We start from the raw sequence: 14,414 nt of genomic DNA on the forward strand, positions 1-14,414 counted from the left end.
GCGCGGGCACGGGGTCGAGCACGGGCACGGAGGCGACCAGCGCGGGCGCGACGGGCACGAGCAGCGCGGGCACGGCCGACGACGGCACGCGCGAGGCGCCGCTGACGATCAAACCGCGACGATCCCGCAAGTCGAAAGCCAGCACCGACGCCACCGCCTCCGACGCGCCTGGCGACACGTCTCCTGCCGGTTCGGCAGCCACCAACGAGACGACCACTGACGGGACGACCACCGACGACACGACCACCCGCGAGGCAACCACCCGCGAGGGCACCACCGGCAGCGCCACGAATGGCACCCGGCCGGGCAGGTCAGCCGACAGCACCGGATCCGACGCGGCCACCGACACTCCGGTGTCCAGCCGGGGAAGCCTGGGCGGGCGGGTGAGCACGACCTCCGACGTCGCCTCGGCTGCCGCCGCCGGCACGGCAGCGGCCCGCACCACGGCAACCGGCGCGAAGCGAGCGCCGACCACCCCCGTCACCGGCTCGAAGCGAGCGCAGGCCACCTCGGCGTCCGCCGACGCGACGCAGGTGCCGGCCACCCCGCAGTCCCCGACCACGGGAAGCGACGCCCCACCGACGCCGACCACCGCCACCGCCACCGGCACCGGGGCGACAGAAGCACCGACCACCACAACCGGCGCGACGCGAGCACCGGCGGTACCGAACACCGCGACCGGCCACTCCGGTGCGGAAGCCACCGCATCCCCGCGCGCTCCGAAGGCCAGCACGGGCAGCAAGGCGGCACCGGCCGACGAGACCTCCCCGACCAGCGATTCTGCTATCGCCGGAGGTCATGGCACCGACAGCGCACGGCCCGCCGCCAAGGACGTTCCCACCGCAGGGTTGTTCGAGGACACCGCCGCCGGTGACTCGGACGCGGCTCGGTGGACGCCCGCGCCGTCGGCCTGGCCGGTCACCTCGGCGTGGACGGTGCCACCGCAGGCCTCCGGACCGGAGGCAACGGGGGCAACGGCATCGGAGGGGCCGAGCCGGCCCGACGAGCCGACCGGGCCGACGCCCAGGCCCCGGCATCGGGCACCGTTGCCGGACCTGAGCCGGGCCGGCACCTGGAACGCATTCGACACTTCTCGGCGCGGCGGGTCGGCGGGATCGCAGGACAGCTCGACGGCACGGACAGCGCCAACCGAAGCCAACGATACGACCGCCCCGGCCGAACGCCAGGGCTCGCCGGACTTCCCGGGCACGGCGGGGGCGCCCTCCGGTGCCACCACTACCGGCGCTACCGATAGCGCCACCGGCGTCGACGATGTGGCACCCACCGACGCCACTTCGGCAGCGTCGATGCCTCCGAAGGTGGCCGAGCAGATCTCCCGGCGAGGGTGGCTCGGCGGGCTGTTCTGCCGCAACCGGTTCCGCGCCGACGAGGAGACTCCGAAGGCGTCGGACGAAGCGGAGCCGCTGGCGACCCAGGACGAGGAATTCGTCGACTGGGTCGCCGGTCTGAGCAAGCCGGTGTCGGACAACGAGCCCGAGCAGGACAACGGCCGCCGGTCGTTGCGCTCCACCGGTCGACACCACCGCGAATGACCCACCCCGACTGACCTCATCAGGCAGCGGGCCGCACCGAGTCGATCACCCCGGGACGCCAGACGGACGCCCCGGGGACGACTCACCTGGGTCAGGCGAGCGGTAGGTAGACCCGGCTGCCGCCGGAGACGAACTCCTCCGACTTGTCCTTCATGCCGCGCGCCGCGTACTCCTTGAGCTCTTGGGTGATCTTCATGGAGCAGAACTTCGGGCCACACATCGAGCAGAAGTGCGCGGTCTTGGCGGGCTCGGCGGGCAGGGTCGCGTCGTGGTACGAGCGCGCCGTCTCCGGGTCCAGTGAGAGGTTGAACTGGTCCTCCCAGCGGAACTCGAACCGCGCCTTCGACAGGGCGTCGTCCCAGGCCTGCGCGCCGGGGTGCCCCTTGGCCAGGTCCGCCGCGTGTGCCGCGATCTTGTACGCGATCACGCCCGCCTTCACGTCGTCCCGGTCCGGCAGGCCGAGGTGCTCCTTCGGGGTGACGTAGCAGAGCATCGCGGTGCCGAACATGCCGATCATCGCGGCGCCGATCGCCGAGGTGATGTGGTCGTACGCGGGCGCGATGTCGGTGGTCAGTGGACCGAGCGTGTAGAAGGGCGCCTCGTGGCACCACTCCTGCTGAAGGTCCACGTTCTCCTTGATCTTGTGCATGGGTACGTGGCCGGGGCCCTCGATCATCACCTGGACGTCGTACGCCCAGGCGACCTTCGTCAGCTCGCCGAGGGTGCGCAGCTCGGCGAACTGCGCCTCGTCGTTGGCGTCGGCGATCGAGCCGGGGCGCAGCCCGTCACCGAGGGAGAACGTCACGTCGTAGCGCGCGAGCAGCGCGCACAGCTCCTCGAAGTTGGTGTAGAGGAAGTTCTCCTCGTGGTGCGCCAGACACCACGCCGCCATGATCGAACCGCCTCGGGACACGATCCCGGTCACCCGGTCCACGGCCAGCGGCACGTACGGCAGGAGCACCCCGGCGTGCACCGTCATGTAGTCCACGCCCTGTTCGGCCTGCTCGATCACGGTCTCCCGGAACACCTCCCAGCTCAACTTCACCGGGTCGCCGCCGACCTTCTCCAGCGCCTGGTAGATCGGCACCGTCCCGATCGGCACCGGCGAGTTCCGCACGATCGCCTCACGGGTCTCGTGGATCCGCTTGCCCGTGGACAGGTCCATCACGGTGTCCGCGCCCCAGCGGGTGGCCCAGGTCAGCTTCTCCACCTCCTCGGCGACCGACGAGCTGACCGCCGAGGTGCCGATGTTGGCGTTCACCTTGACCAGGAACGCCTTACCGATGATCGCCGGCTCGCACTCCGGGTGGTTGACGTTGAGCGGGAGCACCGCCCGACCGGCGGCGATCTCGGCCCGCACGAGTTCCGGGTCCACGTTCTCCCGGATCGCCACGAACTCCATCTCCGGCGTCACCACACCGGCCCGCGCGTACGCGAGCTGGGTGGGCCGGCGACCGTCCACACCGGCCAGCGGCGTGCCCGCACCCCGCACCGGCGCCACATCACCCCGCTCGGCGATCCACGGTCCGCGCAACGCGGGCAGCCCCACCTCCGGGTCCGACCCCGGGCCGGACGTGTCGTAGAGCCGCACCGGTGGCAGGTCTCCGGTCAGCCCCACCTCCGCGAACGGCACCCGGACATCCGGCCGCGAACCCTCGACGTACACCTTGCCTCGTGCGTGCATGACAGCCTCCCTGGTGATCAAGCGGACCAGCCGAAGTGGTTCAGCGGCCCGCGCCCCGCGCCCAGCTCCCAGCCCCGTGCGCCAGTCAGCGCACGGAGCACGTACTCCTTGGCGGCCCCCACGGCGGCCGGCACCGGATCGCCCAGACCGAGCCGCACCGCGATCGCCGCCGAGAACGAGCACCCGGTGCCGTGGGTGTGCCGGGTGGTCACCCGGGGTGCGCGCAACAGGGTGGTGACGCCGTCGCCGTGCAGCACGTCGACCGCCTCACCCCCGTCCAGGTCGCCGCCCGTGACCACCACGTACTCCGGGCCGCCGGCCACCAGGGCCTCGGCGGCCACGACCATCGCGGCCACGTCGTCCACCGGGCGTCCGGTGATCGCCGCGGCCTCCGCGCAGTTCGGGGTCGCCACCCTGGCATACGGCAGCAGCCGCTCCACCGCGCCCACCACGCCGAGCCGGTGACCACTCGTGGCGACCAGCACCGGGTCGACGACGAGCTGAGGCAGCCGGCCGTGCCGGGCCGCCTCGGCCACCACGTCCGCGATCGCCGGCGTGCCCAGCATCCCCGTCTTCACCGCGCTGACGGTGAAATCGGTGAGCACGCTGTCCAACTGCTCGGTGACCGTGCGCGGGGGCAGCGGCAGCACCGCGTCGACACCCCGGGTGTTCTGCGCGGTGACCGCCGTGAGGACGCTGGTGCCGTACGCGCCCAGCGCGGCGAAGACCTTGAGGTCGGCCTGGATACCCGCTCCGCCGCCGGAGTCTGAGCCGGCGATGGTGAGGATGGTGCTCGGCGTCATTGTTTTTCCCTGGTTGCGGTTTGGGGCTGCGGCCGACCGTGCCCACTCCGGGCGGTCAGGCTTGATCCCTGCGTGGGCACGGTCGGCCGCAGCCCTGACGTGGAGACCTGGGTGACCCCGCGCCGGGTTTGGGTCAGCCCAGGGGTGACCGCCTCTTTGAAGGCTCTGGTCAGACTCGCCGCTGTTTCGGTGGGGTCTTCTGCTCGCATTAGTGCGCCCAGCACTGCCACCCCGGTGGCTCCTGCTTGGACGCAGGCGGTCACCTGTCCTGGTGTCTCGACTCCGCCGAGCGCCAGCAGTGGCACGGGGGTGGCCTCGACCAGCTTTCGCAGCCCGTCTGGTTCCAGGGGTGGGCCGTAGCCCGGTTTTGTCTTGGTGGGCCAGACCGGGGAGATGGTGGCGTAGTGCTCGGTGGTCAGGCGGTGCAGCTCGGCCTCGTTGTGGCAGGAGCGGCCGACCAGGCCGTGCGTCGGCGGCGGGTACGGGCCGGCGGCGGGCAGGTGCACGGCGTCGCCGCCGAGCGGGTCGGGGCCGGCCACGATGAGGGTTCCGCCAACGTCGGCGAGGATCGCGCGCAGCTCGGCGGCGAGGGCGGCGCGTTCGGCGCCGGGCAGGTCCTTCTCCCGCAGCACCACCCAGCGCACTCCCCCGGCCACGGCGCCGGCCACGACCCGGTCGAGCCCGCCCCGCGCGACGAGCCGGTCGGTCAACACGACAATCCCGGACGGCGGGGTCACAGGTCGGGTCTTCCCTCGTCCGGGGTGGAGGCGAGCGCGTGGAAGCGGCGCTCGATCCGACCCGCGCCGGCGGCCAGACGGCCGGCCTCGACCGCGTACCGCATCGCGGTGGCCATCGCCACCGGGTCGGCCGCCCGGGTGACCGCGCTCGCCAGCAGCACCCCGTCACAGCCCAACTCCATGGCCAGCGCCGCGTCGGACGCGGTGCCGATGCCAGCGTCGAGGATCACCGGCACGTCCACACCCTGCCGGATGAGTCGAATGTGGTGCGGGTTGCCGATGCCGAGCCCCGAACCGATCGGCGAGCCGGCCGGCATCACCGCGGCGCAGCCCACGTCGGCGAGGCGACGGGCGAGCACCGGGTCGTCGCTGGTGTACGGCAGCACGGTGAAGCCGTCGGAGACCAACTCCTCGGCGGCGCCGAGCAGCTCCACCCCGTCGGGCAGGAGTGTCCGCTCGTCGCCGATCACCTCCAGCTTGACCCAGTCGGTGTCGAACGCGTCCCGGGCCAGCCGGGCCACCTTCACCGCCTCGGTCGCGGTGTGGCACCCGGCGGTGTTCGGCAACAGGCGTACGCCACACCGGTCCAGCAGCTCCAGCAGCCCGCCGGTGGAGCCCGGCGCGGTGCCCACCCGGCGCAGCGCCAGGGTGACCAGCTCGGTTCCGGACGCTCGGATCGCCTGCTCCAGGACGTGCAGGTTCGCGGCGCCGCCGGTGCCGAGGATCAGCCGTGAGGTGAAGGTCTCCCCACCCAGCTCGAACGGCACGGCGCTCACCCGCCCTGCGCCGCGGTGAGCACCTCGACCCGGTCACCGTCGCGCAGCGCCCGGGCCGGCCAGCCGGTCCGGGGCACCACCTCGCCGTTGACCGCGACCGCCACCCCGCGTGGGTGCGGCACGAGGTCGCGGACCAGGTCCGCCACGGACGCACCAGCGGCGACGCTGCGCCCGGACCCGTTCACCGTCAACTCCACCGGTCCCCCTCCTTCGTCGGTTCAGGTCCGCCCGACGCGGCCACGCCGAAGCGGTCGGCCCGGAAGGGCGCGAGCAGCGGGTCGGGTACGCCGCCGAGCACCAGATCGGCGATCAGGTCGGCGGTGATCGGGGTGAGCACGATGCCGTGCCGGTGGTGCCCGGTGGCGGCCAGGACGTCCGGTAGGTCGGGCAGCGGCCCGAGGATCGGCGCGTTGTCCGGGGTGCCCGGGCGCAGCCCGGCGACCGCCTCCACCAGGTCGTACTCGGCCAGTTCGGGCAGCAGGTCGACCCCGGCGCGCAGCAGCCGTTGCACGGCGCCGGCGGTGACCGTGGTGTCCGAGCGCTCCTCGACCGTCGCGCCGAGCACGACCTCGCCGTCGGCGCGGGGCACCAGGTAGACGTGCTCGCCGTCGGCGTACCCCCGGATCACGTGCCGGAAGCCCGGCGCGACGCCGTCGGGCGCGCGGAGCCGGAGGATCTGGCCCTTCACCGGCCGCACGGGCAGGCCGGTGAGCGCGGCGGCCCCGCAGCCGGCGGCGACCACGGTGACCTGGGCGTCCACATCGGACAGAGATCGGACCGGATGCGGCACGAGCACCGCGCCGGCCGACTGCGCGGCCGCGCGCAGCGCCGGCACCAGCAGCCGGGGGTCGACCTGGTGGTCGGTGGGCGCGAGCGCGCCGCCACGCACCCGTGGGGCGAGCGCCGGTTCGCGGTCGCGCAGCTCACTGGGGCGCAGCGGCGTCACGGGCAGGCCCAACCCCTGCTGGTACGCCCACAGTCGGCGCGCCTCGGCCAGGTCGTCGCCGGTGAGCCCGACCATCAGGGTGCCCTCGGTCCGGTAGCCGATCTCGACTCCGGTCGTCTCGGTCAACTCGGCGGCGAACGCCGGCCAGCGGGCTGCGGACGCCAGCAGCAACCCGCTCAGCTCCCGCTCACCGAAGTACGCCTCGGCGACCGGGGAGAGCATGCCGGCGGCCACCGCCGACGCCCCCGAGCCGGGCGCCGGATCGTGCACCACCACACGCAGCCCGCGCGCGGCGCAACGCCAGGCGATCGCCAGCCCGATCGGCCCCGCCCCCACCACTGCCACGTCCGGCCGGACCCGGTCGCGCGACGGCGGTGACGGGGACCGGCCGGTCAGCACGTCAGGGCCTCGATCAGCTCGGCGGTCGCCAGTGCCGGGTCGGCGGCGGCGGAGACGGCACCGACCACCGCCACCCCGTACGCCCCGGCGGCCCGCAGCGCGGGCACCCGGGCGGCGGTCACTCCGCCGATCGCGATGACCGGGACGCCGACGGCGTCGACGACGGCGCGTACCCCGGCGGGCCCGATGGGGTCCGGCAGGCCGGTCTTGGTGCTGGTGGTGTGGCACGGCCCGACGCCGAGGTAGCTGGCCCCCGCCGCGACGGCCTCGCGCGCCGGGCCCGGCGCGCGGGCGGTGGCGCCCAGCACACCGGTGGGGCCGAGCACCCGGCGGGCGGCGTCGACCGGCAGGTCGTCGGCGCCGACGTGCCCACCGGCGACGCCCGCCGCCAGCGCCACGTGCAACCGGTCGTTGACCAGGCAGGTCGCCCGGTACGGCGCGCAGAGCGCCAGCACCCGCCGGGTCAGGTCGTACGCCTCGCGGTCGGTGGCGGAGTCCTCGACCCGAACCTGCACCACCAGGTCGGCGTGGGCCACGCTGAGGGCGGCGCGAACCACGGCGAGTGGGTCGCGACCGGGTCGGGTGTCGGTGATGAGATGCAATCGCCCCAGGGACGGCACGGCAACGCTCCTCCCTGCGCCGGCATTACCCGGATCAGGTTCGACGGTCGGGGGCTGTCAGCCCCCCTCTCAGCCCGGTACACCGGGCTCCCGTGGGTTACTTGCGTGTCACCGTACGACAGATCCGCCGGCCTGCCAAGGCGCGGGGTCGACGGCGGCCGGTGGGCCGGGCCGCACCAGAACGACCAAGATCCATGGGGCACTTCATGCGGTCCTGTTCGGAATGTCGCCCCTCGTTGCAGAACCGTTACCCGTCCGCATCTTGCCCGACATCGAGCCAGCCGAATTAATTTGTTCAGCGATTCGACAAAATGTCGGTGGAGGCACCCTCGCACGGTGTGACCACCGGCTCCATCAGGGACGGCCTTCGGCGAGCCGACTCCCGCGAGCCCTGTCAACTACGACACAGGAGGCGGCGTGTCCCGTTCTCGTCGTGCCCGCGTACCCATCACCGCAACCCTTATCTCCCTGGCCATGGCCTCGACCACCCTGTTCGGCGCGCCCGCCCAGGCGGCCGCCCAGGTCCCCCCACGGGATGCGCAAGCCGCAGCCCCGGTCAGCCAGGTGGTGCCGAAGGCGCCGAAGGCCGCGGCCGATCCCTTCTCCGTCCTGATCTTCTCCAAGACCGCCGGCTTCCGGCACGACTCCATCCCCACCGGCATCGCCGCCATCCAACAGCTCGGCGCTGCCAACGGATTCACCGTGGACAACTCCGAGGACGGCGCCGCATTCAACGACGCCAACCTGGCGAAGTACAAGGCGGTGATCTGGCTCTCCACCACCGGTGACGTGCTCAACGCCGACCAGCAGGCGGCGTTCGAGCGCTACGTGAAGGCCGGCGGCGGTTACGTCGGCATCCACGCCGCGTCGGACACCGAGTACAGCTGGGCCTGGTACGGCGACCTGGTCGGCGCGTACTTCGCCAACCACCCGCAGAACCAGCAGGCCACGGTCAAGGTGGAGGACCACGCCCACCCGTCCACGGCCGGGTTGCCGGACCGGTGGTCCCGGTTCGACGAGTGGTACAACTACCAGACCAACCCCCGGCCGGACGTGCACGTGCTGGCCAGCCTGGACGAGAAGAGCTACACCGCCGGTGCCGGCGCGATGGGTGCGGACCACCCGGTCGCCTGGTGTCAGGACTACGACGGTGGCCGCTCCTGGTACACGGGGCTCGGGCACACCCGGGAGTCGTACGCGGAGCCCGAGTTCCTCTCCCACCTGCTCGGCGGCATCCGCACCGCGGCCGGTGTCGAGAACGCCGACTGCGGCGCCTCGAAGACCTCGAACTTCGAGAAGGTCGCGCTGGACAGCAACACCAGCAACCCGATGGAGTTGGACATCGCCCCGGACGGGCGGGTCTTCTACATCGAGCGCGACGGTCGCGTGCAGATCGTGAAGCCGGACACCGGCAACACCGTCACCGCCGTCGACCTGGACGTCTTCACCGGTAACGAGGACGGTCTCATCGGCATCCGGCTCGACCCGGACTTCGCCACCAACAAGTGGGTGTACCTGTACTACGCCCCGAACGACGGTGTCACGCGCAACCTGCTGTCCCGGTTCACCGTGACCGGTGACACCATCGACCCGGCCAGCGAGAAGCAGGTGCTGCGGGTCGACACCCAGCGCAACACCTGCTGCCACGCCGGCGGCAGCATGACCTTCGACGGCGACGGCAACCTTTACCTGGCCACCGGTGACAACACCAACCCGTTCGAGTCCAACTCGTACACGCCGATCGACGAGCGGGCGGGACGCCAGGACTACGACGCGCAGCGCACCTCGGCCAACACGAACGACCTGCGCGGCAAGGTGATCCGGATCCACCCGGAGGACGACGGGACGTACACCGTTCCGGCCGGCAACCTCTTCGCGCCGGGCACCGAGAAGACCCGTCCCGAGATCTACGCGATGGGCTTCCGCAACCCGTTCCGGATCGGCACCGACCCGAAGACCAACACGCTGTACGTCGCGGACTACGGGCCGGACGCCAACGCGGACAACCCGACCCGCGGCCCGCGCGGTCTGGTCGAGTGGAACATCGTGACCCCCGGTAACTACGGGTGGCCGTACTGCACGGGCACGAACGAGGCGTACAACGACTACACGTTCCCGTCCGGCCCGAGCGGCGCGAAGTTCGACTGCGCCGCGCCGGTGAACAACTCGCCCAACAACACCGGCCTGACCAACCTCCCGCCGGTGGTCCCGGCGACGGTCGACTACGGGTACGCCGGTGACGCGCGTTACCCGGAGATCGGTGGCGGCGGCGCCCCGATGGGCGGCCCGGTCTACCGGTACGACGCCGACCTCAACTCCAACCGCAAGTGGCCGGCGTACTACGACGGCAAGGCTCTGCTCGGCGAGTGGAACCAGAACAAGATGTACACCATGCAGGTGACCCCCGACGGCAAGTCGTTGGTGGACATCAACCAGCTGCTCACCGGCATGAGCATGGTCCGGCCGATGGACTTCGAGTTCGGCCCGGACGGCGCGCTGTACCTGATCGAGTGGGGCAGCGGCTTCGGCGGCAACAACGACAACTCCGGCGTTTACCGGATCGACTACACCGCCGGTGACCGGGCACCGATCGCGGCGGCGTCCGCGACCCCGACGTCGGGCGCCGCGCCGTTGACTGTCGAGTTCTCCAGCGCCGGCTCCCGGGACCCGGACGGTGGCACGCTCACCTACGCCTGGGCCTTCGGCGACGGGCAGACCTCCACCGAGGCCAACCCGACCCACACGTACGCCACGGCGGGCAACTACACCGCCCAGCTCACCGTCACCAACCCCAAGGGTCGTACCGCGGTGGCCAACGTACCGGTCACGGTGGGCAACACCGCGCCGACGGTGACCATCGAGTTCCCGCCGGACGGTGGGTTCTTCGAGTGGGGCGACCAGGTCCGCTACTCGATCAAGGTGACCGACCCGGAGGACGGGCAGATCGACTGCGCCAAGGTGAACCTCCAGGTGCTGCTCGGCCACGACGAGCACGCCCACCCGCTGGAGCAGCACACCGGCTGCACCGGCACGGTGCAGACGTCGCTCGCCTCCGGGCACGGCGCCGAGGCGAACGTCTTCGCGGTCTTCGAGGCCACCTACACCGACGGTGGCGGGACCGGCGGGGCCAGCCCGCTCACCGGCCGCGCGATCGAGGTGCTCCAGCCCAAGCGCAAGCAGGCCGAGTTCTTCACCGCCACCGGGCGCGCACCGGTGAGCACCGGCGGCGGAGACGCCGGCGTGCAGCGGGAGGCCGGCGCCGACACCGCCGGTGGCGGCCAGAGCGTCGCGTTCATCGAGGACGGCGACTGGTGGTCGCTCGCCCCGGCGGACCTGACCAACATCACCGAGATCCGGTTCCGGGCCGCCTCCGCCGCCGCTGGCGGTCGGATCGAGGTTCGCGCGGGTGCGGTTGACGGACCGGTGGTCGCCACGGCCGTCGTACCGTCCACCGGCGCGTGGCAGACGTACACGGACGTGAGCGCACCGGTCACCGGCGCCGCGAGCGGCTCGCTGTACTTCCTGGCCCGCGACCCGAACGGCGGAACTGGTTCGCTGTTCAACGTCAACTGGATGGACTTCGTCGGCCGCGGTGTCACCGAGAACGGGCCGCCGGTGGTCAGCGCCACGGCCACCCCGGCCACCGGCACCGCACCGGTCACCGTCGCCTTCGACGGCACGGCCACCGACGCCGAGGGCGACACCCCGCTGACGTACGCCTGGGACTTCGGTGACGGAGGCACGGCGACCACTCTGGACGCCAGCCACACCTACACCAGCCCGGGCACCTTCACGGCCACCCTCACGGTGACCGACAGCAAGGGCGCCAAGTCGTACGCCACCGTGCCGGTGCGGGTCGACGCTCCCGACACGTCCTGCTTCGGGGCGCGTTCGGACGACTTCAACGGCAACAGCCTCGACAAGGAGCGCTGGACCAGCGTGGTCCGGGAGAACCAGCTCTACTCGCTCAGTGGCGGCGCGCTGCGGCTGCCCACCGGCGTGGGTGACCTCTACGGCGCTCGCAACGACGCCACCAACCTGGTGCTCCAGGCGGCCCCGACCGGCGCGTGGGAGATGACCACCAAGGTCACCCTGCCGGTGACGGCCAACTACCAGCAGGCCGGCGTTCTGGTGTACGGCGACGACGACAACTACGCCAAGCTGGACCTGCTGTACAACGGCAGCCGGCGGGTGGAGTTCATCCGGGAGACGGCGGCCACGCCTCGCAACGAGGCAGCCGACGCCACCAACGCACCGGCGGGTGACACCGTGTACCTGCGGATCACCAGCGACGGGACGAACCTGACCGCGTCCGCCTCGGGCGACGGGCAGACCTTCACCCCGGTCGGCCGTTCGGCCGCGCTCGCCGGCATCACCAACCCGCGGATCGGGGTCTTCGCGCTCAACGGAGGCACCGAGGCGCCGGTTGTCGACGCCGCGTTCGACTCGTTCCAGGTCACGCCGGACGCTCCGGCCGGCCCGGTCGACCCGTCGGACGAGTTCACCGGCAGCACGCTGGACAAGTGCCGGTGGGACGCCATCACGCGGGAGGACCCGAGCGGTTACCGGGTCACCGGTGGCGCGCTGCGGATCGACGTGCCCAACGGTGACATCTACGGCACCGACAACACCGGGCCGAAGAACTTCATCCTCCAGACCGCGCCGTCCGGCGACTGGACCCTGGAGACGAAGGTCGACGGCAGTCTGCTGAACGAGCAGTACCAGCAGGCCGGTCTGCTCGTGCAGGCCGACGACGACAACTACGTCAAGTTCGACTTCATCGCGGACAACCAGGCCGGCCAGGCGGTGACGCGGCGGATCGAGTTCCGCAGCGAGATCGCCGGGGTGGTCCAGAACCCGCAGCCCGAGGCGGGCAACCTGACCTCGGCGGTGTGGCACCTGCGGCTGGCCCGCACGGGCGACACGTTCACCGCGTCGTACTCGGCCGACGGGACGACCTGGACCGCGTTGACGGCGCTGACCAACAGCGCGGTCGGGGCCACCCCGAAGGTCGGGCTCTTCACCCTCGGCGCCGCACAGACGGCGTCGAAGACCGCCTCGTTCGACTACTTCCGGCTCAGCACGAAGGTGGCCGACGAGACCGCGCCGGTCACCACCGCGGCGGTTTCCGGCACCCCGATCGAGGGGTGGCACACCGGGCCGCTGACGATCACGCTCACCGGTGCCGACGAGGCCGGCGGTAGCGGGCTCGCCGGTACGGAGTACCAGCTGGACGGTGCCACCACCTGGACGGCGTACACCGCTCCGGTGGCGGTCAGCGGGGACGGCGAGCACGAGCTTCGGTTCCGCTCGACGGACAAGGCCGGCAACGTGGAGGCGACCAAGACCGTCTCGGTCAAGATCGACGCCACCGCGCCGGTGACCTCGGCGACGTTCGCTCCGGCGAACGACGCCGGTTGGCACAACGGGACCATCCCGGTCGTGCTGGCCGCGACCGACGCCGGATCCGGCGTCAAGACGGTCGAGTGGTCGCTGGACGGTGGCGCGTGGACGCCGTACTCGACTCCGGTCGAGGTGACCGGTGACGGGCAGCACGAGTTGCTGTTCCGCTCGACGGACAAGGCGGGCAACGTCGAGACGCTGAAGTCGGCGGTGCTGCGCATCGACGGCACCAAGCCGACGCTGCTGGTGTCCGGGCTGGCCGACGGCCAGCTCTACGGTGACAGCCAGGACGTTCGGGTGTCCTGGCAGGCCGTCGACCCGACCTCGGGCATCGCGAGCGTGGTCGGCCAACTCGACGGCCAGGCGTACACGAGCGGCACCCTGCAGGCCATGTACGACCTGTCGCTCGGCCTGCACGAGCTGACCGTGACCGCGACCGACAAGGCGGGCAACAAGACCACCTCGACGGTCCGGTTCTTCGTCACCACCTCGTTCCGGGACATGCAGAGTCTGCTGGACCGGTTCAAGGCGACGGGGCGGCTCTCGACCAAGGCGCACAAGCAGCTGTCGAACAAGCTCGACGCTGTTCGCGCGTCCGAGGCGGCCGGCGACGACAAGGCGGCCGTCCGGCAGCTGACCGCGTTCCGGACGCTCGCCTCCGACGCCACGTTGGTGCCTGAGGCGGAGGTTCGGAACGTCCTGATCCGGGACGCCGACGCCATGATCGTTCGACTCGGCGGCGCAGCCAGCAAGGCCGGGGTCAAGGCGAACGACGGTGACCCGGTCAAGGGCACCGGGCGGCTCGGTGGCGATGCCACCCGGCTGGCACCCGGTCGCCAGCTCTGATCCGACGAGGCCCCTCCCCGGCGCTACGGCGTCGGGGAGGGGCCTCCCTCATCGGTAGGGAGGGGATGTCCGTGACGGGTATCCGCAAGGTGTTGGCCGCCGTGTTCGCCGGACTGGCCCTGACCCTGTCCGCCGCCGCCCCGGCGGCGGCTCAGGCCGCTCAGGCCGCCCGGGCGGCGCAGGCCGACAAGCTCAAACTCACGGTGGCCGGCGACGGGGCTCAGGGCGTCACCATCCAGGCCAGCTACGCCGATGGTCGTCGGCTGGAGCAGGTGGTGCGGCTGGTCCTCACCGCCACCGGCCCGGACGGGCAGCGGGTCGGGCCGGTGCAACTGGAGCCGCAGCCCGAGGGGCAGGGTTTCTACAGCAGCGGCCCGGTGCTTTCCACCGGCACCTGGAAGGTGACGGTGAACTCCCCCGCTCCGCTGCAGAGCAAGGCCACCGCCACGGTGCAGGCCCGGGCGGCGCAGTCACCGCCAGCGCCCAAGCCGGTCGCGGTGACCGAGCCGGCGGACGGCGGCGGAGCGGACTGGTGGCCGTTCGCGGCGGCCGGTCTCGTGCTCGTCGCCGCCGCGATGGGGGTGGCCATGCTGTTCGGCCGCCGCCGCACCGACTGACCGAGCAGCGCTCCAGCGCAGCGACAACGA

10 protein-coding genes, 1 pseudogene and 1 riboswitch are annotated in these 14,414 nt (G+C 72.0%); of the genes and pseudogenes, 3 read left to right on the plus strand and 8 right to left on the minus strand.

Annotated features, from left to right (window positions below):
* A partial coding sequence (locus ACFYL6_RS08920) for a hypothetical protein (RefSeq protein WP_387169439.1) occupies window positions 1-703 on the minus strand: 703 nt, incomplete at its 3' end.
* Between the two features lie 604 nt (window positions 704-1,307).
* Here ACFYL6_RS08920 and ACFYL6_RS08925 point away from each other — a divergent pair.
* The gene (locus ACFYL6_RS08925; RefSeq protein WP_387169443.1) at window positions 1,308-1,553 is read left to right on the plus strand and encodes a hypothetical protein; all 246 of its coding nucleotides are present in this window, start codon (window positions 1,308-1,310) and stop codon (window positions 1,551-1,553) included.
* Window positions 1,554-1,644: 91 nt separating this feature from the next.
* Here the strand turns inward: ACFYL6_RS08925 and thiC are convergent, their stop codons facing one another.
* The 7 genes and pseudogenes from thiC to ACFYL6_RS08960 all read right to left on the minus strand — a co-directional run bounded on the left by thiC (window position 1,645) and on the right by ACFYL6_RS08960 (window position 7,518).
* Window positions 1,645-3,237 carry a phosphomethylpyrimidine synthase ThiC gene (gene thiC / locus ACFYL6_RS08930; RefSeq protein ID WP_387169446.1) on the minus strand — a complete coding sequence of 531 codons (1,593 nt, stop codon included), beginning with the start codon at window positions 3,235-3,237 and terminating at the stop codon, window positions 1,645-1,647.
* A gap of 17 nt (window positions 3,238-3,254) precedes the next feature.
* Entirely contained in the window at window positions 3,255-4,040 is a 786-nt protein-coding gene (thiD, locus tag ACFYL6_RS08935) for a bifunctional hydroxymethylpyrimidine kinase/phosphomethylpyrimidine kinase (protein WP_387169448.1), read from the minus strand.
* Between the two features lie 137 nt (window positions 4,041-4,177).
* Window positions 4,178-4,777 (minus strand): annotated as a pseudogene (locus ACFYL6_RS08940) (thiamine phosphate synthase); the annotation flags it as partial.
* A complete protein-coding gene (locus tag ACFYL6_RS08945) occupies window positions 4,774-5,553 on the minus strand; it encodes a thiazole synthase (RefSeq protein WP_387169451.1) in 780 nt (259 codons plus the stop codon). The pseudogene ACFYL6_RS08940 and the gene ACFYL6_RS08945, both read right to left, overlap by 4 nt.
* On the minus strand, window positions 5,550-5,750 hold the full coding sequence (gene thiS, locus ACFYL6_RS08950) for a sulfur carrier protein ThiS (protein WP_387169454.1): 201 nt from the start codon (window positions 5,748-5,750) through the stop codon (window positions 5,550-5,552). Before thiS ends, ACFYL6_RS08945 begins: the two co-directional genes overlap by 4 nt.
* Window positions 5,741-6,895: a glycine oxidase ThiO gene (thiO, locus tag ACFYL6_RS08955; RefSeq protein ID WP_387169532.1), complete on the minus strand. Its 1,155-nt coding sequence runs from the start codon at window positions 6,893-6,895 to the stop codon at window positions 5,741-5,743. Before thiO ends, thiS begins: the two co-directional genes overlap by 10 nt.
* Window positions 6,892-7,518 (minus strand): thiamine phosphate synthase, encoded by a 627-nt coding sequence (locus ACFYL6_RS08960; protein ID WP_387169456.1) that lies wholly within the window; start codon window positions 7,516-7,518, stop codon window positions 6,892-6,894. Before ACFYL6_RS08960 ends, thiO begins: the two co-directional genes overlap by 4 nt.
* Window positions 7,513-7,622, minus strand: a riboswitch (TPP riboswitch). Its footprint overlaps the gene before it by 6 nt.
* Before the next feature lie 313 nt (window positions 7,623-7,935).
* Here ACFYL6_RS08960 and ACFYL6_RS08965 point away from each other — a divergent pair.
* A complete protein-coding gene (locus ACFYL6_RS08965) occupies window positions 7,936-13,767 on the plus strand; it encodes a ThuA domain-containing protein (RefSeq protein WP_387169459.1) in 5,832 nt (1,943 codons plus the stop codon).
* Window positions 13,768-13,838: 71 nt separating this feature from the next.
* Window positions 13,839-14,384, plus strand: a complete 546-nt coding sequence (locus tag ACFYL6_RS08970) for a hypothetical protein (protein WP_387169461.1) — start codon at window positions 13,839-13,841, stop codon at window positions 14,382-14,384.
* Window positions 14,385-14,414 lie beyond the last annotated feature (30 nt).

The organism is Micromonospora sp. NPDC007208, from assembly GCF_042869175.1.
Classification (GTDB): domain Bacteria; phylum Actinomycetota; class Actinomycetes; order Mycobacteriales; family Micromonosporaceae; genus Micromonospora; species Micromonospora foliorum.